General features: G+C 50.3%; 19 protein-coding genes and 1 tRNA gene. 15 read left to right on the top strand and 5 right to left on the bottom strand.

Annotated features, from left to right (window positions below; translation table 11 throughout):
• The 5 genes from GK108_RS30555 to GK108_RS30535 form a co-directional block, all read right to left on the bottom strand.
• The coding region (locus GK108_RS30555) for a PD-(D/E)XK nuclease domain-containing protein (RefSeq protein WP_212592931.1) at nt 1–271 on the bottom strand (271 nt) is incomplete at its 3' end.
• A 161-nt stretch (nt 272–432) separates the two neighbouring features.
• Nucleotides 433–506, bottom strand: a tRNA-Asn gene (locus GK108_RS30550).
• Nucleotides 507–645: 139 nt separating this feature from the next.
• A complete protein-coding gene (locus GK108_RS30545) occupies nt 646–981 on the bottom strand; it encodes a hypothetical protein (protein WP_163955398.1) in 336 nt (111 codons plus the stop codon).
• 47 nt (nt 982–1,028) lie between these two features.
• Nucleotides 1,029–1,658, bottom strand: coding sequence for a 16S rRNA (guanine(527)-N(7))-methyltransferase RsmG (rsmG, locus tag GK108_RS30540; RefSeq protein WP_163955397.1), 630 nt, complete (start codon nt 1,656–1,658; stop codon nt 1,029–1,031).
• Nucleotides 1,659–1,684: 26 nt separating this feature from the next.
• Nucleotides 1,685–2,854: a glycosyltransferase gene (locus GK108_RS30535; RefSeq protein WP_317166603.1), complete on the bottom strand. Its 1,170-nt coding sequence runs from the start codon at nt 2,852–2,854 to the stop codon at nt 1,685–1,687.
• A 136-nt stretch (nt 2,855–2,990) separates the two neighbouring features.
• On the opposite strand from GK108_RS30535, the gene tgt reads away from it, so the two are divergent.
• From tgt to GK108_RS30460, 15 genes are all read left to right on the top strand, one after another.
• Complete coding sequence (gene tgt / locus GK108_RS30530) at nt 2,991–4,121, top strand: tRNA guanosine(34) transglycosylase Tgt (protein ID WP_163955396.1); 1,131 nt, start codon at nt 2,991–2,993, stop codon at nt 4,119–4,121.
• Between the two features lie 288 nt (nt 4,122–4,409).
• Nucleotides 4,410–6,713 (top strand): SLBB domain-containing protein, encoded by a 2,304-nt coding sequence (locus GK108_RS30525; RefSeq protein WP_246225297.1) that lies wholly within the window; start codon nt 4,410–4,412, stop codon nt 6,711–6,713.
• 5 nt (nt 6,714–6,718) lie between these two features.
• Nucleotides 6,719–7,798, top strand: a complete 1,080-nt coding sequence (locus tag GK108_RS30520) for a Wzz/FepE/Etk N-terminal domain-containing protein (RefSeq protein ID WP_163955394.1) — start codon at nt 6,719–6,721, stop codon at nt 7,796–7,798.
• Nucleotides 7,799–7,831: 33 nt separating this feature from the next.
• Nucleotides 7,832–9,124, top strand: coding sequence for a nucleotide sugar dehydrogenase (locus tag GK108_RS30515; protein WP_163955393.1), 1,293 nt, complete (start codon nt 7,832–7,834; stop codon nt 9,122–9,124).
• Nucleotides 9,121–10,401, top strand: a complete 1,281-nt coding sequence (locus GK108_RS30510) for a lipopolysaccharide biosynthesis protein (RefSeq protein WP_163955392.1) — start codon at nt 9,121–9,123, stop codon at nt 10,399–10,401. The genes GK108_RS30515 and GK108_RS30510 overlap by 4 nt, the downstream gene beginning before the upstream one ends.
• Nucleotides 10,385–11,665, top strand: coding sequence for a hypothetical protein (locus GK108_RS30505; RefSeq protein ID WP_163955391.1), 1,281 nt, complete (start codon nt 10,385–10,387; stop codon nt 11,663–11,665). The genes GK108_RS30510 and GK108_RS30505 overlap by 17 nt, the downstream gene beginning before the upstream one ends.
• A gap of 3 nt (nt 11,666–11,668) precedes the next feature.
• On the top strand, nt 11,669–12,559 hold the full coding sequence (locus GK108_RS30500) for an alpha-1,2-fucosyltransferase (RefSeq protein ID WP_163955390.1): 891 nt from the start codon (nt 11,669–11,671) through the stop codon (nt 12,557–12,559).
• An 11-nt stretch (nt 12,560–12,570) separates the two neighbouring features.
• Nucleotides 12,571–13,371 (top strand): glycosyltransferase family 2 protein, encoded by an 801-nt coding sequence (locus tag GK108_RS30495; protein ID WP_163955389.1) that lies wholly within the window; start codon nt 12,571–12,573, stop codon nt 13,369–13,371.
• Nucleotides 13,368–14,477: a glycosyltransferase gene (locus GK108_RS30490; RefSeq protein WP_163955388.1), complete on the top strand. Its 1,110-nt coding sequence runs from the start codon at nt 13,368–13,370 to the stop codon at nt 14,475–14,477. The genes GK108_RS30495 and GK108_RS30490 overlap by 4 nt, the downstream gene beginning before the upstream one ends.
• On the top strand, nt 14,447–15,661 hold the full coding sequence (locus GK108_RS30485) for a Gfo/Idh/MocA family protein (RefSeq protein ID WP_163955387.1): 1,215 nt from the start codon (nt 14,447–14,449) through the stop codon (nt 15,659–15,661). Before GK108_RS30490 ends, GK108_RS30485 begins: the two co-directional genes overlap by 31 nt.
• The gene (gene wecB, locus GK108_RS30480; RefSeq protein WP_163955386.1) at nt 15,648–16,742 is read left to right on the top strand and encodes a non-hydrolyzing UDP-N-acetylglucosamine 2-epimerase; all 1,095 of its coding nucleotides are present in this window, start codon (nt 15,648–15,650) and stop codon (nt 16,740–16,742) included. Before GK108_RS30485 ends, wecB begins: the two co-directional genes overlap by 14 nt.
• Nucleotides 16,743–16,796: 54 nt before the next feature.
• Entirely contained in the window at nt 16,797–18,950 is a 2,154-nt protein-coding gene (locus tag GK108_RS30475) for a bi-domain-containing oxidoreductase (protein ID WP_163955385.1), read from the top strand.
• Nucleotides 18,947–20,539 (top strand): alginate lyase family protein, encoded by a 1,593-nt coding sequence (locus GK108_RS30470; RefSeq protein WP_163955384.1) that lies wholly within the window; start codon nt 18,947–18,949, stop codon nt 20,537–20,539. Before GK108_RS30475 ends, GK108_RS30470 begins: the two co-directional genes overlap by 4 nt.
• The gene (locus GK108_RS30465) at nt 20,536–21,780 is read left to right on the top strand and encodes a glycosyltransferase family 4 protein (RefSeq protein WP_163955383.1); all 1,245 of its coding nucleotides are present in this window, start codon (nt 20,536–20,538) and stop codon (nt 21,778–21,780) included. The genes GK108_RS30470 and GK108_RS30465 overlap by 4 nt, the downstream gene beginning before the upstream one ends.
• The coding region (locus GK108_RS30460) for an NAD-dependent epimerase/dehydratase family protein (protein ID WP_163955382.1) at nt 21,777–22,618 on the top strand (842 nt) is incomplete at its 3' end. The genes GK108_RS30465 and GK108_RS30460, both read left to right, overlap by 4 nt.

Raw genomic sequence — 22,618 nt, 5'->3', positions numbered from 1 at the left:
GCAAACTATTTAGTAAATCCTGAACATCATACTCATCTTTAATAACTAAAGTTTCTCTATTCCTACGTCTATACCTTAAGCTTTGGGCTACTTTATGGAATCTTGAAAAGATTCTGGCTAATTGGGATATAGCTTCTGTTTGTACATCGACAAATGACTTTTCTACTATAGTTTCAATGCCAACAAATTCGTCAATTAAAGGTAATTCACCCTTGATTAACTTCAATCGGTTTAGTTTCTGGCTTATATCAGCCCTAGCTTCACCTACCATTTCTGAAGAGGTCTGGAGTATCGTCAACAGATATTGGCGTGATTCTTCTCTTTGCCATATCAAAAGGTGTAGGGGAGGAATATAGAAGCACTTGTATGCAAATTCGTATGCAAATAAAAAAGCACTTACAAGTTTTATCTCGTAAGTGCTTGATTTTCAGGCTCCCGAAGCTGGGCTCGAACCAGCGACCCTCTGATTAACAGTCAGATGCTCTAACCGACTGAGCTATTCGGGAATCGTGGTGCAAAAGTAGCGCAGAGAATGACACCACGCAAGTAGTTTGTATAAAAAATAGTGCTGTTTTGCAGAATTTTTTGCCCTTTCTGTCCAATCCGTTTGATAATCAGCGACGTAATGGATAGAAATTTTTTCGGCTATCGCGTAGGATAGTTGCCTGATCCCGGTATGGGGCCGCCAAACGTATCCGGGCGATGGTTCGGTACGTTTTGCAGAATCAGCTCTTTAATCCGTCGGGCGTCGCTTTTGGTGAAATTCTTGATCACGATTTCAGGCCGGGCACGGGGCAGAATGCGAACGGTAGCGAAAAACAGACCGTTGTCGATCTCAACACCGGAAATATCGGAGTAGAAAACGAAGTTGTCGGTACCGCCAATAAGCTTACGAACGCGGAACGTAACGCCCTTATCGTTGAACTCAACCTCATCGCGGTTGATAGGGTCTTTGAAACTGCTGCTGTGAAACTTTTCCATTGTCAGAGTTAAGTCGTCGTGAATCGATAGGCTCTATACGTGCACAACTACTTCTTAGGTATGTAGATTACTTTTTTGGTTTCGAAAAAAGGCTCGTCAAAATAGTCGGATAAATCATAGACCCGGTACCGGTCCGGTACTTCGGCCAACTCTTCCGCTAAGTCACCGCCTTTGAGGTATAAAACCCCATTTGGTCGGTCGTTGTTGCCAGCTTTGTGGATTTTATACCGTACCCAGCCCAGAAAAGGCTTTAGACGGGTAACGGCCCGGCTGACTACAAAATCGTAGGTCGTTTTTAATTGCTCAACACGGACCTGTTCTGCTTTGACATTCTTCAGTCCCAGGGCATCGGCAATTTCCTGAACAACCTTTATTTTTTTGCCAATGCTGTCAACCAGGTGAAAGTCGGCCAGGGGATAGAGAATGGCCAGGGGAATACCCGGAAAACCTCCGCCCGTACCTACATCCAGGATTTCGGTGCCGGGCTTGAACTGGACAATTTTGGCAATACCCAGCGAGTGTAAGATATGCTTTTCGTACAACGAATCGATGTCTTGCCGGGAGATGACATTGATTTTAGTATTCCAGTCGCTATATAAGCCTTCCAGAGCCGCAAAACGCTCCTTTTGTTCCGCAGTTAGTTCCGGGAAATATTTCAGTATAAGATCGACAGACATGATTGGCAGTTGGGCGTTACGTTAGTTTAGCGCCAGTATAGTCGTTTTTTACGTCGGGAAACCAGCGTCAGGAAGCCAGCAACCCCATAATAGACGGCCAGGAGTATATCCATGAATGGCATAATGCCCCAATGAACCGTGTGAGACAGTCGGTAGCTGATCCGTCCAACAATTCCCCAGAAGGCGAATAGCCGAAACGCAAAAGCCGACGTAGCACTCAGCAAAAGTAGCCATTCGTTCGGTGTAAATGAATGATGACTGAGTTCGTACCACAAAATTATAAGCCCTATGACCAGACCCAGCAGCCACGAAAGCACATGAGAACCGGTCAATAGGCCAAGTCGTAGTTTGTTTCCTGGTTTATAATACGACCCAACGTTCAAATGACGTCGTTTCTGAAGCCGCCACTCGCTCCAGGTTTCTTTGGGTTTCGACCAGGTAAAGGTGGCCGGTTCCAGCGAAACGGCCGTATTGGTGCTGGTCGCTACCTCATTGACGAACAAATCGTCGTCGCCACCCACTACGTTCTTGTGCGTATAAAACCCTTTGTTGTCGAAGAAAATTTGGGTTCGATAAGCCAGATTGCGTCCTACGCCCATATACGGACGGCCTGCCAGCGCCAGCGAAAAATACTGCACGGCCGTGAACAGCGTTTCGGAACGAATGAGCAGGTTCAGGAAACCGGGTTGGTGCTCATAGGGAGAGAAACCGAGAACGAGCGATTTCTGGGAGGAGGCCAGCGGGGCAACCATACCGGTCAGCCAATCGGTCGAGGCTGGTCGGCAATCGGCATCCGTCAGGAGAACGGTCGGGTAAAGCGCTTTTTTCAGGGCAATGGTCAACGCATATTTTTTTGGGGTAACGTGCTCATGCTCCCGGTCGATCCGAATATGCCGGACGTTCGTTAAGGCGGTGATATCGTTTTCGAGAAATGACTGTGTACCATCTGTAGAGCGATCATCCATAACCAGTACTTCGAAGGCTGGATACTGCTGATCATTCAGCAACGGCAGGAGCTCGATCAGGTTAGGCAGTTCATTCCGGGCGCATACCACTACCGTAACACCGTCCTGGGCGGTAGCCGTCCTGGGCGAAGCAACTGATGGACGAAATGCGGTTCGGGAGAAGACGAAAAGAATATACATAAGCTGAATACTGACTACAATCAGCCAGATGATCAGCAGGGCGGTAATCACAGAGAAGGGAGAAGTTTGCTCGTTAACGTAATGATTTTCTGTTGGATCGCCGAAGCGAACGAACGGCAAAGATACGGAAGCCGCCAGCAAGGGACAAGGATAAGCGCTTGTTCTGCTCTCTTTGTATCTTTGCCCTATGAATTTTTCAATTACTGCTCAGGATGCTCAGTCAAAAGCCCGTACGGGTGTATTGACCACCGATCATGGGCCTATTCAGACACCCATTTTTATGCCGGTGGGAACGGCCGGAACCGTGAAAGCCGTTCACCAGCGGGAGCTGGAAACCGACATCGATGCGGAAATTATTTTAGGGAATACGTACCATCTGTACCTTCGGCCGGGCCTCGACGTGTTAAGTCAGGCCGGTGGACTACATGCGTTTAATGGATGGCGCCGTCCGATCCTGACCGATTCGGGCGGGTATCAGGTGTATTCGCTATCCAACACGCGAAAGATCAAAGAAGAGGGCGTCACGTTTAAATCACATATCGACGGGTCGAATCATCGCTTTACGCCCGAAGGAGTAATGGATATTCAGCGAACCATCGGGGCTGATATTATTATGGCCTTCGACGAGTGTACGCCCTATCCCTGCGAGTACGGTTACGCCCGGCAATCGATGGAAATGACCCACCGCTGGCTCGATCGTTGTATCAGTCGGTTCGATGCTACGGAAGGGCACTATGGCTATAAACAAACCTTATTCCCGATTGTGCAGGGGAGTACGTACCCCGATCTGCGGAAGCAGTCGGCCGAGGTCATTGCGTCGAAAGGGCGGGAAGGAAACGCCATCGGTGGGCTTGCCGTGGGGGAACCCGCCGAAGAAATGTATGCGATGATTGAGCTGGTGAATGGAATTCTACCTGCCGATAAGCCACGGTATCTGATGGGTGTTGGTACGCCGGCTAATATTCTGGAAGCCATTGCGTTAGGCGTAGATATGTTCGATTGTGTGATGCCTACCCGTAATGCCCGGCATGGTATTTTATTCACAACCGAAGGCGTAATCAACATTAAAAACGAGAAGTGGAGCCGGGATTTCAGCCCGCTCGACCCTGGTCTGGACGGTTACGCCAGTACGTTCTATTCAAAAGCCTATCTGCGTCACCTGTTCAAAGCGGAGGAGTTGTTAAGCGGGCAGGTGGCTAGTCTGCACAATCTCACGTTTTATTTATGGTTAGTACGTCAGGCGAGGGCGCACATTGCGGCTGGTGATTTTGTCAGCTGGAAAAATGAAATGGTCGTTCGGTTGATGAAACGGCTGTAATCAATACGTATACGTCGGACGTAACACGCTGGCAAGATGGTATTAAAGATGTTGTGATGTTGGGGATTATTGCCCTGCTTCACAGCATCTTTTCTGTTTTTTAACTGACCTTTTCATTTGGCTATCCATTGATCGTTGAAAGAAAAGTTGAGTTTATGTAAATAAGTAAACTATATTTTTGATTGTGTTTATATATTTGTTTGGCTCTTGTATGTCAGAAATAAGATAAGAGCGGCCGATTAGATGACATTCTTCGCCAGAAATGCTGGACATTGCTACTGTTTCGCGTTGATTTGCGTACTAGGTTGGTATGGGGCATTGGCGCAATCGGTAGACACTATTTCTGATGAACAGGTAAAGCAGTTTGTACAGCAGGCAAAAGCCAGTGGATTGACCGAAACGCAAATTGAACAACTGGCGAAATCGAAAGGATATACCGAGGCCGACATTGCCCGATTGCGTCAGCGAATCAACCAGTTGATAGGTGACGCAAGAACAGAGTTGTCTGCTGGCGCTTCGGATAGAAAGCAACAGGCAGCAGAGACCGACGTAGTGCGTCAGCAACCGGCTACGTTGAGCACTCCACTGGATCAAACCGTTACGTCTGCCGTTTTCGGAGCATCGTTGTTCAGTACCAGTAACCTGACTTTTGAACCCAACTTACGGATTCCTACGCCCCGTAATTACCTGCTTGGTCCCGAAGATGAACTGGTTATTGAGGTCTATGGCCATGCTCAGCAGACGTATCGGCCTAAGGTGAGTCCGGAGGGGAGTATCCATATAGAAAATCTGGGGCCAATCTACGTGAATGGGTTGACCATTGAGCAGGCGCAGCAGCGGATTGTGGGTCGGCTGCGCACGCTGTATCAGGGATTAAATTCGGCGGGGAGTGGTATTCAGGCGCAAATTACGCTGGGTAGTATTCGTAGTATGAAAGTAACCCTGATCGGTCAGGTTGTGCGACCTGGTACGTATACGCTGTCCTCGTTGGCGTCGGTCTTTAATGCGTTGTATGTGGCCGGTGGGCCCTCGCCCGAACGAGGATCATTCCGGGATATTCGGGTTTATCGTAACAACCGATTGGTTCGCACCCTCGACATTTACGATTTTCTGCTGCGGGCCGATCAGAAAGATAATATTCGATTGCATGATCAGGATATCGTTTTTGTTGACCACTATCACACACGTATTGAACTGAATGGCGAAGTAAAACAGCCGGGTATCTACGAAACGAAAGCCGGTGAAACGTTGCAGACTATCCTGAATTTTGCCGGAGGTTATACCGACCGCGCTTATACGGCCACCGTCGCTCTGCGTCGTAATACGGCCACGGCCCGGAGGTATGTGACCATCAACGCCAGTGAGCTGGCTGGTTTTATACCGCAATCGGGCGATACGTATGAGATAGGGACGATTCTTGATCGATTCGATAATAAAGTCACAATCAACGGTGCTGTATTTCGACCAGGCGACTTTGCCCTGGAAAGTTGTGCCACCCTAAAACAACTTCTGAAACGGGCGGAGGGACTTCGGGAAGATGCATTTCTGAATAGAGCGACCATTCGGCGGTTACGTAGTGATCTGAACCCGGAAATGATTGACGTCGATCTGAACAAATTGATCCGAAACGAAATACCGGATATAGCGCTACAGCGGGACGATATCGTTACTATCAGCGCTATTAGCGAGCTTCGGGAACAACGTACCGTTTCTATTCAGGGGGCCGTTAACAAAGTCGGGACATTTCCATTCGCCGACAGTATGACGGTTGCCAGTCTGATTGTGTTGGCGGGAGGTTTTACGGAGGGAGCTATTTCGTCGCGGATCGAGATTGCCCGCCGGATTACCGGAAACACGACGGACCTGCCTGATGGGCAAACAACCCGTATTTTGTCCTTTTCGGTTGATCGCCATCTACGCCTGGAACCCGCCGACGCTACGTTGCTGCTGGAGCCGTTTGATCAGGTATTTGTCCGATCATCTCCCCGTTATGAACCCCAGAAAGGCGTCATTATTCGGGGCGAAGTGAATTATCCGGGTTCGTATGCCATTCGGACGGCAACGGATCGCATTACGGATCTGATTACTCGTTCGGGCGGATTGAAGGCCGATGCCTATTTACCAGCGGCACGGTTTAAACGGAAAACGGAAGCTATCTCTGTCGATATGCAAAAAGTGTTGCTGAACCCGGCCGATTTGGGGAATCTGCTGCTCCAGGATGGCGATACGTTAACGATTCCACGGCGTGTCGATTTGGTCCGTATTCGTGGCGAGGTGCTGAACCCGGCTACTGTTGAGTATAATCCGACCAAGTCATTTCGGGCGTATCTCGACGAAGCGGGCGGGTTTACCAACAAGGCATTACGTCGAAAAACGTATGCGATCGCGGCCAATGGGAAAATCCGTCCGGCAAAATCGTGGCTGGGGTTTGTTAGGTATCCCAGGCCAGAACGCGATATGGACATTATTGTGCCAGCTACGCCCTCGCGGGAACAACCTAAACTATCGGCTACCGAGCGAGCGGCTTTGTTCAGTGTGATTGCATCGGGGGCCGCCGTTGTACTGGCTGTGTTACGTACGTTCACGAATTGATTGGTATGGAGATAACAACGGCAAAAGAGACACGCTACACATCAGGGCTCTGGGCAGCGCTTACGCCAGCCCTGCTGACGCGGGTGGCCTGGCAGGGCCGCAGGCTGTTACTTTGTTTCATGGTGGTTTTCGCGTTGTTGGGCGTTATCATTGCCTTACTGACAACACCGGAGTATGTGTCGGACGCTAAAATTATGCCCGAAATGAGCAGTGGTACTGGCGACATGGTTAAGCGTCTGGCTTCCGTGGCTGGTTTTTCCGGACTGGATCTGTCGGAAACAGAAGGGGCTGATGCCGTTCGGCCCGATCTCTATCCAAACGTACTACAGAGCACCCCATTTATTCTTTATTTGCTTAATCAGACCGTTACGTCCGAAAGACGCGAGAGGACAACGATCCGTAAACTCTTACTGGATACCGATAATTGGATGAGTCGGTTCTGGACCGATGCTAACGAGTCGGCAGGAAAAATCAGCATACAGTCCGATGGTCCTGTTCGTTTAACAAAACAGCAGGAAGACCTGATAAAAGAGGTTGGAAAGCGCGTGTCGGCCAAGCTGGATACTCGGTCTGGCGTTATTACGATTACGGCCAAAATGCCGGATGCGAACGTAGCGGCTACCGTAGCGCAGCTGGCCATGAATTATTTAACGCAATACGTAACGAGCTACCGTACCGAAAAAGCCCGCAAGGATCTGGATTTTTACGGCCAGCGCTTAAAAGAGAGTCGGCAGCGTTATGAAAAAGCGCAGTATAGTGTGTTTCATTATAACGATCAGCATAAAAACTTTGTGGTACAGGCGGCTACGATGGAGAAACAGCGCATGGAAGCCGAGTTGGCCATTGCGCAGACCGTATATACTGAACTGGCACGGCAGCATGAGCAGGCCCGGCTGAAGGTGCAGGAACGAACTCCGGTTTTTAAAGTACTCGAACCGCCTAAAATTCCAGTGCTACGTACCTCGCCCAAACGAACGCTGATGGTGCTGGTGTATGCGCTGGCAGGACTGGCAACGGGTATGTTGTATTTACTGGCACAGCGGCTGGGACTGTGGCAACGAGTGCAGGCCCTGGTGCAGGAATAAGTAGTAAAACTAATCGCTTTAACGGATACGCCCTTGTTTAACGAACTTATACAGAAAGAGAAGCGAATTGCGGTGGTTGGGCTGGGGTACGTTGGCTTGCCCATTGCGCTCGAATTTGCCAGGAAATTTCGGGTAATCGGTTTTGACATCAATACCGACCGGGTGTCGATGATGCAACGCGGGGAAGACCCTTCCCGCGAGGTGAGCGCTGAAGCATTTGCCGGGGCCGACATCGTGTTTACGGCCGACCCCGCCGACCTGAAACAGGCCCATTTTTTTGTTGTGACGGTGCCAACCCCGGTCGACGATTACAAGGTGCCTGATCTGAAACCATTACAACGGGCGTCTGGAGCAATTGGGCGTGCCCTGAAGCCCGGCGATTATGTGATCTATGAATCAACGGTTTATCCGGGCTGTACTGAAGACGATTGCCTGCCGATTCTGGAACAGCACTCGGGCCTGAAGCTGGGAGCTGATTTTAAAATTGGCTACTCGCCGGAACGGATCAATCCCGGCGACAAACACCGTACGCTGGCCGATATTCTGAAAGTGGTTTCGGGAAGTGATGCGGAGGCTTTGGAGGAAATTGCGGCTGTGTATGGCTCAATTATCCGGGCCGGTATTTATCAGGCGCCGAGCATTAAAGTGGCCGAAGCCGCCAAGGTAATCGAGAATGTGCAGCGCGATCTGAATATCTCATTGATGAACGAACTGGCGGTGATTTTCGATAAAATGGGAATCGATACGCACGAGGTTCTGGAAGCCGCTGGTACGAAGTGGAATTTCCTGAAATTTACGCCGGGGCTGGTTGGTGGCCATTGCATTGGCATTGATCCGTACTATCTGCTTTACAAAGCCCGGCAACTGGGCTACGATCCGCAGGTGATCCATTCGGGGCGTCGGGTTAACGATGGTATGCCAACCTACATCGCTACGAAACTGGTACAGATGCTTCTGCAGCGGGGAAAGAATCCGCGTCAGACGAAAGTACTGGTTATGGGGCTTACATTCAAGGAGAACGTATCGGATATCCGCAATTCGAAAGTGGCCGATCTGGTGCGGGAACTCATGAAATATGCCATTAATGTACACCTGATCGATCCGTACGCATCGCCCAACGAGGTGGCTGAAGCCTATCGGATGACGCTGATGGAGACGCCATCCACACACTACGATGCCGTTATCGTGGCTGTTGCGCATGACGCCTATCAATCGTTGGATATTGCTTATTTCAAATCGCTGATGAATGGGACGCCTATTCTGATGGATTTAAAGGGCTTATACTCAACGACACAGGACGACGCGATTGAGTATTGGCGCTTATGAGGTATCGCAATTCTATTTGGGCATTTTTGCCGGAAGCTACGACAACTGTTCTGGGAAGAGTCTTGATTTTGCTGGCGCAGTTTCTCGGTATAAAAGCTCTGTCCAGCCTGATGACCCTGGACGAGTATGGTCGTCTGTCGCTGCTGATTAGTGGCCTAACGATTGCTAATCTGCTCTTTTATGGCCCTTTTGGTCAGGCGGCCAGCCGATTTTTATCCATATCGATCAGGCAGGGGGAGTTTCGCCAGTATGAGCAGGCAGTATGGCGAATTTTTGGAGGAAGTATAAAACGAATAGGGCAACTGAGCATTGGTATAACCTTCGTTTTTCTTGTTGCCGGGCAGGGGCGTCAGTTGTTGACGATCTGGCTTATGGCGGTGCTGGCCTGCGCCGACGCATTCAATAGCAGCCTGGTGGCTGGTTTATTGAATGCGGACCGTAAACGGATGTGGGCCGTTATTGTCGACCTGCTCGATAAGGCCCGATATGGCGTGGCTGCTCTCGTTATCTACCTATGGGATGGTAGCTATGTGGTTGTTCTGGCGAGTTTTGCAACCCTGTCAGTTGGTTTGGCCGCGCTAAACGGCTATCTGTATAAAACGCAGTTTGCTACGTATCGCTCCGCTCATAGTTCGGAGTTGCTGACCGATTATCGTCAATCGCTGCTCAGGTATTCGCAGCCGTTTATGGTATGGGGGCTGTTTGCCTGGGGACAAACGTTTCTGGAACGCTACATGCTGGATGTCTATCAGTCAATGGCTGACGTAGCGGCCTATGCTATCATTAATCAATTTGGCTTTCAGACGGTCAGTTTGGGCGGGGCTATGCTAATGCAGCTTGTTAGCCCGGTGCTGTTTGCCGAAACAAAATCGCAGGAAGTGTCTGGTAAGATGTATTATCTGCTGAGTGGTTTTGGGCTGTTGATGGCTGTTATTTTGTCGATTACGGCCGTATGGTCGACGGAGATTATGACTCTGCTGACTTCCCCCGCGTATAGCGTCTATGCGAAATGGCTACCCTGGATGATGCTGTCTGGTGCGTTATTTACGGTTGGTCAGTTAGCGTCCATGTCGTTGCTGATCGACCTCGAACCACGCCGTTTATTGTTGCCTAAAATCGGAACGGCTTGCCTGGAAATCTGTCTCTTGTTGGTATCCGTTCGGGCCTATGGTTTACGTGGCGTTATTGGGAGCAGCCTTGTCGCCAATGCTGTCTATGCCGTATGGCTGGTTGGCATAACGAAGTCGAAACTACGACGTTATGAGCTGGTTCATTAGCATGCTAATCAGCCTGTTCGTGCTCATCGGTCTGGCTGATTATCCAATCGTAGCCACGTTGGTAGCCTGTACTGTTTTATGCGGCTACTGTGCCTTTGTATTGTCGGATCGAATAGCCGGGTTTATGCTTCTATACCCGGTTTTGTGTTTATGGTTGGCAGAAAGTTTTACGGTGTATACCTTCTTCGAGGTAGGGGATGGGCCTGCTTATTTTGCGGTCATGGAAACCATTGTGCCCCGTCTGGCCACGCACAACTACCAGAGTCTGGTGGCTATCATGGCACTGGCAGGGCCTAAATACCTTAATGTAGGTTTTCTACCAACGGCCCTATTGCCGCCTTTTTTCTTTGATAATCCTGATTCGGTCGTGTATCAGCTCATGCAGGCTTATGTACACGTAGCGTTGGTCAGTCTACTGCTGACGTTGACAACGCGTTGGAACGTAATCCAGGAGTCGTATCGTGTGCCGGTTTTTCTGTTTCTGTTGCTGTCGCCGGGCTATCTGGCGATGCTGTCGTATCCAACCCGTCATCACGTTACGTCATTCGCTGTCTTTCTGGTGTTCATTGGCTTCGAAGCGTGTGTACGCCAATTGACTGTAGGGAGGCTCGTTACATTGCTCGTGGCTCTTGGTCTACTCTTTTTCTGTAAGGCAGGTTTGCTGTTGTTCGTATTGCTCTACGTCTTTTTTCGGCTCTATAACCCGGCCTATAAACTGCTGACTGTCGGACTGGGCGCTTTGATCCTGGGCGTCATTAGTTACTTGTACGATTATGTCCGGCTGTTATACGATACCCGATTTGCTTCGGAAACCATAGGCGTTTTCAGAGATGCCTCCCTGGGGCCTTTGATGCCGCTTTATAAATACGTGATGGCTATTGTTTCTCCTTTTCCGTATTACAAATATGGCGTAGTCGTTAACACCATTGCGTACGGCGGAAACTGGCTACTGCTCCTGCTTTTCATTCCGGCGGGTACAATCGGTCTGTGGATGCTGTATCGGATGATTCGTAATCCGGTGAAATTGTGGGCGTATGACCAGGATACCCGACGGTTGTTTGCCTACGGTGGGATTATGTCGTTATCCATTCTGGGCGGGTCGACAGGTTTCCTGATGTACATACTCATTTTTATGCCCTTTTTCGCGCCTTTGTTTCGCATCAACGACCATAACGTACCATTGGTCAGCGTACTGCTGTCATTGCTATTGCTCAACGTCGCGGTTCTGTTGCTGAACGGGGAGAGCTTATTTGATTTTTTATAGACCATGATTATCGTCCGATTAGCCGGTGGATTGGGCAATCAGCTGTTTCAGTATGCGTTTGGCCGGGCGCTGGCTCATTATCATAATGTGAGCCTAAAAGTGGATACGCATTGGTTGAGCGAGGCTTCATCTCACCCCGGAGAGACGGCCCGCGACTACCAGCTCGATCTGTTTGCGACGCCGATTGAAGTCGCTACCCACGCAGAAATCCGACACTACGTACCGTTCGTTGATCTGCATCCCGACTCATCAGTCCTGCGCTACGCAAAACGAGCCATTCAACGCGTGAGCCGAGCGCTGAACCCTCGTTACGTTGTGGAGACAGATGGGAATTCGTTTGATCCAGCCATCTGGCAACGGATTCCTGCCGACTGCTATGTAACGGGTTATTGGCAGTCAGAAGCCTATTTTGCTGACATTCAGCATCAGTTACGGTCCACCTTACGTTTTGCCCAGCCACTTGGCGAAAAAGCGGCCAGGCTGGCGCAGCAACTGGAAGCTGTTGACAGTGTATGCGTACACGTTCGGCGAACGGATTTCCTCTCCGATGCCAAACAGACAACCCTGACCCTCGTGCACATAGAACAGGCGGTTCGTGAATTACTACATCGGCCTATAAAGCCTAATCTGTTCGTCTTCTCCGACGATATAGCGTGGTGCCAGCAAAACCTGTTGCTCGATAACGTACCAATTCACTACGTATCAAACGAAGAAATCGGCGATGATTTGGGCGATCATTTTCAGCTCATGACCCGATGCCGTCATTTCATTCTGTCGGTCAGCACGTTTGGGTGGTGGGCTGCCTGGCTGGCTACGTATCCTCAGAAAATGGTGTTACATCCTCCGCATCGCACGTCTAACAGCTGGTCTGCCGACGGTTGGCTTATGCTATAAAAAGTACGAGTATGACTACGCCAAAGTTGTCTGTGATCATGGCTTGTTATAATGTTGAAAAAACGGTTGCCAGAGCCATCGACAGCATTCTGACCCAAACGGAACAGGACTTCGAGTTTATTATTGTGGACGATGGTAGTCAGGATGCAACTTCTTCGATTCTGGGGCAGTTCGAGCAAACCGATAGCCGGATACGGGTTCTTCAGAATTCGGTTAACAAAGGTCTGTCGTATAGCCTTAACCGGGCCATCCGACAGGCTGTAGCTCCATTTTTAGCCCGTATGGACGCCGATGATGTAAGCCTACCGGAGCGATTCGCCAGGCAACTGGCCTACCTGGACAATAACCCGCACATAGATGTCCTGGGAACGGCTACCCGGCTGATTGACGAAAACGGCCAGACGATTGGCGAAGTCGTACTTCCTGCAACGCATGAGCAGATTGTGCGACAGCGTTATCTACGCCCGTTGTTTATCCACCCCAGTGTTCTATTTCGGCGTCAATTTTTCGCTACGTATGGGTACTACGACGAGCAATTACGACGTACCGAAGATCTGGATTTATGGCTGCGTGCTCGGAGCCAGGCCACTTATGGCAATCTGCCTGACGTATTGGTACTGTATTTATATAAACAAAAAAATAATTTTAGTATATTTAAAAGCGATATGGCAGTTAGGTACCGGCATATGCGAGCTAGTGGTGAACTAATCAGAAAAGGTCACGAGCTACTGTGGTATTCGCTGCGCTATGTGCTACTGACCTATACGGGTTACAAAAGCAAAGCATTACGATCTCCAGCAAACGTTACATGAACATTTTCATGTCGGCCGATTGGTTTTATCCGGCCCAGATGGGTGGCCCGAGCAATGCAATTTACTGGCAAGCCAAAGCCATGACGCGGGCCGGTCATCGGGTTACGGTAGTTGCTGCGTCGCAGGATTTGCCTGATTCTGTTACGTTGGATCGATGGTTGACAATGGATTGTGGTCGTGTTATTTATACCAGGAATCCGCATTTCTATCTACCAATAAAACACATTTGGTACGGAATTTCGGCCATCTGGCAGGCTGATGTGGCCCATATCAATAGTTTATTTTATCCGAGTTCATGGGTGCTGGTGGTTGTCGCCAAACTGCTGCAAAAGCGGATCATCTGGGCTCCTCACGGAGAACTTAGCCCGGCTGCTTTAGCGTATCGGCCACGTTTGAAGCGGTTTTTGCTGAGCCTGTTCAGACGCCTGAGTCATCGGGTCGTTTTTCATGCTACGTCGTCGGACGAGACGGTTCATATACGCCAACATATTGGCAGCAGGGCAATTGTACGCGAAATAGCGAACCGAATGGAAATGCCGCTCCTGACTATACGTAATGCTCGCCCGTATATTTTGTTCGTTGGTCGCCTGCATCCCATTAAAGCAATCGATTCGTTGTTAGAGGCTTTAAGTGACTCTACGGTTTTTCGACGTAGTGACTATACACTCGTGATTGCCGGACCTGATTCGGGCGGGTATAAGGCGCATCTGGTTCAGTTGATTCAGCAACTGGATTTATCGCAAAAGGTCGTGATACGGGGCCTGGTTCGCAGCCCGGAAAAAGAACAGTTGTACGCAGATGCCCATGTGCTGGTGCTCCCGTCGCATTCAGAAAATTTCGGCAATGTTGTAATCGAGGCATTAGCGCAGGGAACACCGGTTATTACGTCGACCGGCACGCCTTGGCAACTGCTGGAAATGGAGCAGGCGGGAAGCTGGGTGTCGAATCAACCCGATTGTCTGCGAGCAGCCATCGAGCGCTTCCTGCAGATGCCGACTGAGACGTACCAGCTCTATCGGAATCGGGCGCTGAAATTGGCGCGTGATCGGTACGATATCTTTAAGAATACGGACCAATGGGAACAATTTTATCAGGAGGCTTTATAATGAATACGCCACAAAGTCGGTCCGAACAAATCGCGAAATTGTTCCGCTTTGCAGCTACGTATGGCTGGGCGAGAGCGATTAACAAAGCCGTAGCCCGAACGCGGCCACGATGGTTACGGACTCCATTCGCTATTCGAAGGACTCCATTTATTTCTATCATTGGGTGTGGGCAGTTTGCGTTTAGTAGTGTTTGCTTTTTTCTACGAAAGCATAAAGGCAATGCGTTTCTGAGTGCATTCGATATCGATAACCAACAGGCTGAATCGCTAGGGCGTTATTACGGATTTCGGAACGTAGCGTGTAGCCCGACGGAGTTGCTGGATGATCCGGCCTTGCGGGTTCTGTACATCACCTCTAATCATGCGTCGCATACGCCCTACGCCATCGAAGCGCTACGTCGTAATAAAGTTGTTTACAGCGAAAAACCAATAGCGGTTACGCGACAGCAGTTGGGGCAACTGAGCGCGGCTGTCTGGCAATCGTCCGGGCAGTTGTTTGCCGGGTATAACCGACCGTATTCAAAAGCAATTCAGTTGCTCGGTCAACATATTAAAGCCATTAACGTAGCCAGTAGCTTCAGTATCAGCTACGTTATTAATGGTCACCAGATTCCCGCCGATCACTGGTACCGAAACCCCGAGGAAGGTTCGCGTATTTTCGGGAATCTTGGGCACTGGATCGATCTGACTGTGCATCTGTTCTGTATGCGCGATCTGCCAGACTGGATTGATATCCAGATTGCCTACGCCAACTCTGCCGAGCCAGATGATAATCTGGTCGTTACGTTTACGACAGACCGTCATGATCTGGTAACCATGATGCTAACGTCGCGTTCGGAGCCGTTCGAAGGAATTAGCGAAGCCATTTCCGTTCAGTACCATACCATTATTGCGCGTATCGATGATTTTCGGCAGCTCACAATCTGGCAGGGGGCTCGTAAGAATGAATGGCGCTTTTTCCCGAAAGATGTTGGTCACGAACGCGCTATTCTGCAACCTTTTTGTAGCGAAAACCGAGACTGGCAGGAAGTTGAAATGTCGACCCTCCTGACGCTGTTTATACGGGATATGGTACTTGACAGGCGAACATCAGCCCGATTTAGTATACAAGAAGAGTTGATTGCACTGGAAGCGGAGATACACCAGGCCATGATTGATCCATTTGCCGTTCATGAAGATACTTAGCGTTGTTGGAGCGCGGCCCAATTTTATGAAGGTGGCTCCATTACACCGGGCATTTCTGACGTTTGCTGGGGTAGAATCGACAATCGTACACACAGGACAGCACCACGACGCCCGTATGAGCGATGTGTTTTTTGATCAGCTCGAATTACCCAAACCTGATTACTTCCTGGGTGTACGAAGCGGTACGCAAACACAGCAGACCGCCGACATTATGCTCCGGTTTGAACAGGTTGTGCAGGCCGAAAGCCCTGATTGGGTCGTGGTCGTTGGCGACGTTACCAGTACGTTGGCCTGTGCGCTGGTCGCTGTTCGGATGGGTGTACGTGTGGCGCACGTTGAAGCCGGTTTACGATCCGGTGACCGGCGGATGCCCGAGGAAATAAATCGTATTCTGACAGATGCCTTAGCAGATCGATTGTTTGTGACGGAGCAGGCCGGACTCGATAATCTTGACCATGAGGGCGTTGACCGGGATAAGGTTCACTGGGTGGGTAACGTACTGATTGACTCGCTGATTCGCTATCGACAGAAGGCGCGTACGCTGAATTACCCGGCTCGTCTGCAACTTAGCGCAGGCCCCTACGTCGTCATGACCATGCATCGACCTGCCAATGTAGATACTGAGGCAGGGCTTAAGGCTATCAGTCAGATTGTGGCCAGTGTTGCTTCGCTGAGAACAGTGGTGTTTCCCGTACATCCGCGTACCCGAAAGAATCTGAAACAGTTCGGGCTGATGGACAAGCTGGAAAATAGGACTAATGTCCGGTTGCTTGATCCGCAGGGCTATCTCGAGTTTTTGAGTCTGGTTGAGCAGGCTGCTTTGGTCATTACCGATTCGGGTGGCCTCCAGGAAGAGACTACCTTTTTACGAATTCCCTGCCTGACACTCCGGCCTACCACCGAACGGCCGGTAACGGTTGAGTTGGGCACGAATCAACTCATAGCAGACTTGACCCCTGAGGCTGTTCAGGCCAAAGTTGTGGAAATCCTGGCCGGACGAATCCGACCAGGTAGCATCCCTCCGCTGTGGGATGGAAAAGCGGCCAATCGGATTGCTGCTATTCTTGCCCAGCATGTATAAATCCGTACTGATAACCCCAATGTCTACTATAACGCACCGCCTGATCATTCTGCTATGAAACAACTTGTCCATCATTTTAAGACTGGTAAGACGGTGCTGGAAGACGTTCCCATACCACAGCTACGAAAGGGGCATGTGCTGATTCAAACGCGCCGGTCGCTGGTGTCGCCGGGTACAGAACGGATGCTTGTGGAGTTTGGCAAAGCAAGCCTGATTGCCAAGGCTCGCCAGCAACCGGATAAGGTAAAACAGGTGTTCGATAAAATTCGGAGCGATGGCCTACTGCCAACGTTGGAGGCTGTTTTTCGAAAGCTGGATCAGCCGATACCGCTGGGATACTGTAATGTAGGAACCGTGCTGGCAGTCGGTGAAGACGTAACAGATCTGCAAATCGGCGATCGGGTAGCGTCCAACGGTGCGCATGCCGAGGTCGTCTGTGTACCACGAAATCTGGTTGCGCCAGTACCCGCTACTGTCACCGATGATGACGCCACCTTTACGGTTGTTGGGGCAATTGCTTTGCAGGCCGTCCGTTCGTTGAGTCCATCGCTCGGCGAAACGGTTGTTGTGATTGGTTTAGGGCTCATTGGCTTTCTAACGGCTGAGTTACTGCGACTAAACGGCTGCCACGTAATTGGTTTCGATGTGGATGAAGCAAAAAACAACCTGGCGCAGCAGCGTGGATTTGCTACATTGGCTACGCATACTGATCCCGTAAAGGCGGTGATAGCAATGACCAATGGTGTTGGAACTGATGGCGTTATTATGGCGATGTCCGGGCAATGTGATGACGTAGTATCGCAGGCGGCCCAGATGAGCCGTAAACGAGGACGTATTGTGTTGGTAGGCGTCGCGAATCTGCATCTTAATCGGGCTGATTTTTACGAAAAAGAGCTTTCGTTTCAGGTATCCTGCTCCTATGGGCCTGGCCGGTACGACGATGTGTATGAAGAGCAGGGCCATGACTACCCGCTTGCTTTTGTTCGATGGACCGAGAACCGAAATTTTCAGGCCATTCTACGATTTCTGGCCAATGGTCAGCTGGATGTAAAGCCACTTATACGGGCGATTGTCCCTTATCAGGCGTACCAAACGGTTTATGATACGATTGGCCAGCGAAATCTGCCGGGTATTACGTCCTTATTTCAGTACGATGAGTCGGCGGTTTTTTCGTCGGCTGTTCTGTTACGGGTCGCTACGTATCCCGCTGGACCGGCTACTATTGGTGTTATAGGAGCCGGAAACTTCACCTCGTCGGTACTACTGCCTGCCTTACAGGCTTCCGGTGCTACGCTTAAATCGATTGCGAGTGCCAATGGATTGAGTGCTACGCTACTGGCCAGGAAATTTGGCATCGGAGAAAGCACAACAGATTATCGGCATATTATTAATGATCCGTCAATTGATCTGTGCCTTATTACGACTCGGCATAATCTACACGCTCGTATGACAATCGAAGCATTACAGGCGGGCAAGCATGTTTTTGTGGAGAAACCGCTGGCAATCTACGACGAAGATGTGAAGCAGATCATAGAAGCGAAACAGGAGTCTGGGCGACTCGTTATGGTGGGCTTTAACCGCCGATTTTCACCGTATGCGCTTAAAATGAAAGCGCTATTGGGTGGCTTTACATCGTCCGACGTAGCGATGAACGTAGTCATAACTATTAATGCGGGAGCTATCCCGGCCAGTTCGTGGGTGCATGACCGGGTGGTGGGTGGGGGTCGGATTCTTGGCGAAGTCTGTCATTTTGTTGACCTCACTACGTTCCTGACGGGCTGTCGGGTTGCCAGCGTTTGTATGCACGCGATGGGTTTACAGCCCTCCGAAACGAGCGATTCGGCCTCTCTGTTGCTCCGTTACGAAAATGGATCAACGGGGGCTATCCATTATTTCTCGAATGGCAGTAAGGCATATGCGAAAGAACGTATCGAGGTTTATTCGCAGGAGCGAACGCTGATTCTGGACAATTTTAGAAAGCTAACAGGCTATGGTTTTCGTGGCTTTTCAACGTTTTCGGGTCGTCAGGATAAAGGCCATACAGAGCAGATGAAACGGCTGATCAGGCTAATACGTAATGGATCAGACGCGCAGGAGGTCGACCCGCTGATTTCGTTTGCGGATATTGTGAACACGACGCGAACCACGCTGGCGGCTCTTCGTAGCCTTCGCGAACGAACCTGGATCGATATTGAGCCTGTCGCATGATGATCCGACCTGGACTTTACTGGCGTACCATCCGGCATTTGCGGCTCCGGCAGATCGTTTACCAGATCGTTAACCGGTTCCGGTCTGCTAACCGGCTTCACTTACCAACACACGAGCCGGTGGGGCATCCATTACGGGTGGCAGAACCCGACAAATCCTTGACGTATCAACGTAATACGTTTACGTTTCTGAATCAGTCGATTACGTTTCTGGGCATTATTGACTGGAACTATGCCGGGAATGGCAAACTGTGGACTTATCAGCTGACCTACTTCGATTGTTTGAATCAGCCTGATATGACCGCCGAAGAAGGAGAACGATTGATCCGGCTGTTTATCCGTCAAATCGATACGGTGCGGGATGGCCTGGAACCGTATCCAACCTCGTTACGACTGGTTAACTGGGTAAAATTTTTGAGCCGTCATGCGATTCAGGATGCGAACATCAACCGCTATCTGTGGGCGCAGGCTGCGTTAGTCAACCGACGTCTGGAATACCATCTGGCTGGTAATCACCTGTTAGAAAATGGTTTTGCGCTGATGATGGTAGCTTTATATGTTCGGGACAAACGTTGGTTTGACAAGGCGGCCGGATTGATCTGTAAGGAGTTAACGGCGCAACTGCTGGCCGATGGGGCCCACTACGAACGAAGCCCGATGTACCATCAGATTCTGCTCGATCGTCTGCTGGACGTACTGATTGCCCTACAAGCCGATTCATGGCATGGTAGTCACCAGCTTATCGGATTTCTGACCCAAAAAGCAAGACAGATGCTGAGCTGGCTAGAGTCGATTACATTTTCGACGGGCGATAGTCCGATGGTGAACGATGCTGCTCCCGGTGTTGCGCCAACAACTGCCCAGCTACTGAAAAAGGCTACGTTGGCTTCAGGTTTGTTGATTCGTGAAGCAACTCGTTCCGATGGGGAACGTAGCGGTTATCGACTGGTTCGGCAAGCACGTTATGAACTTTTTATCGATACGGGTTCGATTGGTCCTGACCATCAGCCGGGGCATGCGCACGCTGACACTTTTTCCTTTCTGTTGTATGTAGATGGACAGCCCGTAATTGTCGATAGTGGTACGTCAACGTATCAGACGGGCGAACGACGGCATTGGGAACGTAGCACAGCGGCTCATAATACCGTTGAGATCAACAAGACAAACTCGTCGGAGGTCTGGGCGGGGTTTCGGGTTGGACGGCGGGCCCGCGTCACCATGCTGGAAAATACCGATCACGTCGTACGTGCCCGGCACGACGGCTATCGGAAATGGGGAATCACGCATGAGCGACAGTGGCATATAGATGCCAATAAAATTACCATATCGGATCGTCTCCTGGGTCATTCAAGGCAGGTGCGTAGGAAAGGAGTCGCGCGGCTTTACCTGCATCCTGCTATATCGGTGCTGGTCGCTGAGAACCACCTGAGGGCCGATCTGGTCGATCTGACTTTCACATCCGCTACCTTGCCCGCCATTACGTTGAAACCTTATGACATGGCTAACGGATTCAATCAACTGATTTCGGGGCAATGTCTGGAGATTACATTTCAGGAGTATCTGGTAACCACTGTAACAGTCAATGAATGAAAATTCTGTACCTGACCTTTTATTTCGATCCCGATTTATGTGCGGGGTCGTTTCGGAATACGGCTCTTGTCAAGGCGCTGGCCCATCAACTCAACCGTGATGATTTCATTCACGTTGTTACGACGCAACCGAATCGGTATAAATCGTTTCAGGTAACGGCTCCGGTCCGGGAAGAACGGACTTACGAGTCGGGTGCTCGCGTGTTGATTGAACGGATCGCTGTTCCCAGTCATGCCAGTGGCCTGATGGATCAGATTCGTTCGTTCTGGTCGTATTACCAAACAGCCCGGCAACTGACCAGAAAACGATCGTATGATCTGGTTGTCGCGTCGTCATCCCGATTGTTTACGGCTTTTCTGGGAGCGCAAGTAGCTCGGCGGCAAAACGCTACGTTATTTCTCGATATCCGTGATCTGTGTCGGGAAACGATTCTGGAAATGGTTAAACGAGGCCGGAAACTGACCCCACTTTTACGATTCGGACTGGAACCGGTACTGGCCGCTGTTGAGCAGTATGCATTCAGTTACGCCAGTCATATTAATCTGGTTTCGGAAGGGTTCAAGCCCTATTTCGAATCGTTCCGGCACGCTACGTATAGCTACTTCACAAACGGGATTGATGATGAATTTCTGGCATTGTCCTGGTCAACAGTGTCGGCTGAGAAACCAGCAAATACGACAATCAAACGTATTCTTTATGCCGGTAACATTGGTCAGGGTCAGGGACTGCATACGATTATTCCTGAGGCTGCCCGGCGACTGGGACCGACTTTCCAGTTCGTTGTGATTGGCGATGGTGGTGCCAAATTGCTGTTAGAAAAAGTCCTGAGGGAAGAGCGTATCACGAACGTAGCGTTGCTTGATCCGGTTGGACGTAACGAATTGGTAGATCACTACAAAGCGGCTGATTATCTGTTTGTTCATCTTAATGATCTGGATGCATTTAAGCGCGTATTACCGTCCAAACTATTCGACTATGGGGCTACCGACAAACCCATTCTGGCGGGTGTTGCCGGGTATGCGGCTCAGTTTATCCGGCAACATATCAGCAATTGTATTGTGTTTGATCCCGGCGATGCGGATAGTCTGGTTACCCAATTACATACGACGCCATACAGCAGTGGTTTTCGGCCTGATTTTATTGCCCAATTTCAACGTAAGGCGATTATGCAAGCGATGGCCAGGCAGATTATACAGACTAAACTTGCTTCAACTGATTACATCAAACCCATTGCGATATGACTGTCTTGCTGACCGGTGCTACTGGCTTTTTAGGCAGTCGATTATACGAAGAACTAGCTTTATCGCACGACGTCGTTACGTTATCCCGACGGGCTATGGGCAGTCAACCTATTGTCTGCGATTTAGCGGAAACAACGCCTGATCTAACCGGCCATTGTTTCGATTTCGTGGTTCATGCGGCCGGAAAAGCGCATGCTGTTCCTCGTCACAGGCGGGAGCTGGTAGGGTATGAGACGCTAAACACGAAAGGTACTGAACGCTTAGTAACTGCTTTGGAACGGCTCCCTGCCTTGCCGAAATCAATTATTTATATCAGTACGGTTCTGGTATACGGCCGGTCGGAGGGCCTATTGCTGGATGAGCAGACGCCACTCGGAGCGACAGACGCCTATGGACGTAGCAAAGCGCGGGCCGAAGCTGTAGTGCAGCAATGGGCCGAGCGGGTTGGAGTTCGGTCAACGATTCTACGGCTCCCGCTGATAGTTGGCGATCAACCGAAAGGTAATCTGGCGACGATGATCAACGCCATTCGGCGGGGTTACTACGTTCGAATCGGCGACGGACTGGCCCGACGTAGTATGGTTCGGGCCGACGATGTTGCCGCTGTGCTTGAGCGAGCTGCATCCGTTGGCGGTACATATAACCTCACCGATGGCTATCATCCAACCATTGCTGAACTGGAAAATGCCATCGCTCAGGCAGTAGGGCGACGTAGCATTCCCACTGTGCCGTACTACGTTGCCAGGGGTGCGGCAACGCTGGGTGATGGAATCAATGCCCTTATCGGTCGGAAATTTCCTCTTGACTCAATCGCGTTGCAAAAACTGACTAGCTCCTT

The sequence above is a fragment of the Spirosoma terrae genome (genome assembly GCF_010435915.1).
Classification (GTDB): Bacteria; Bacteroidota; Bacteroidia; order Cytophagales; family Spirosomataceae; genus Spirosoma; species Spirosoma terrae.
The sequence above is the reverse complement of the archived record's forward strand: the minus strand, read 5'-3'. Positions and strand labels throughout refer to the sequence as shown.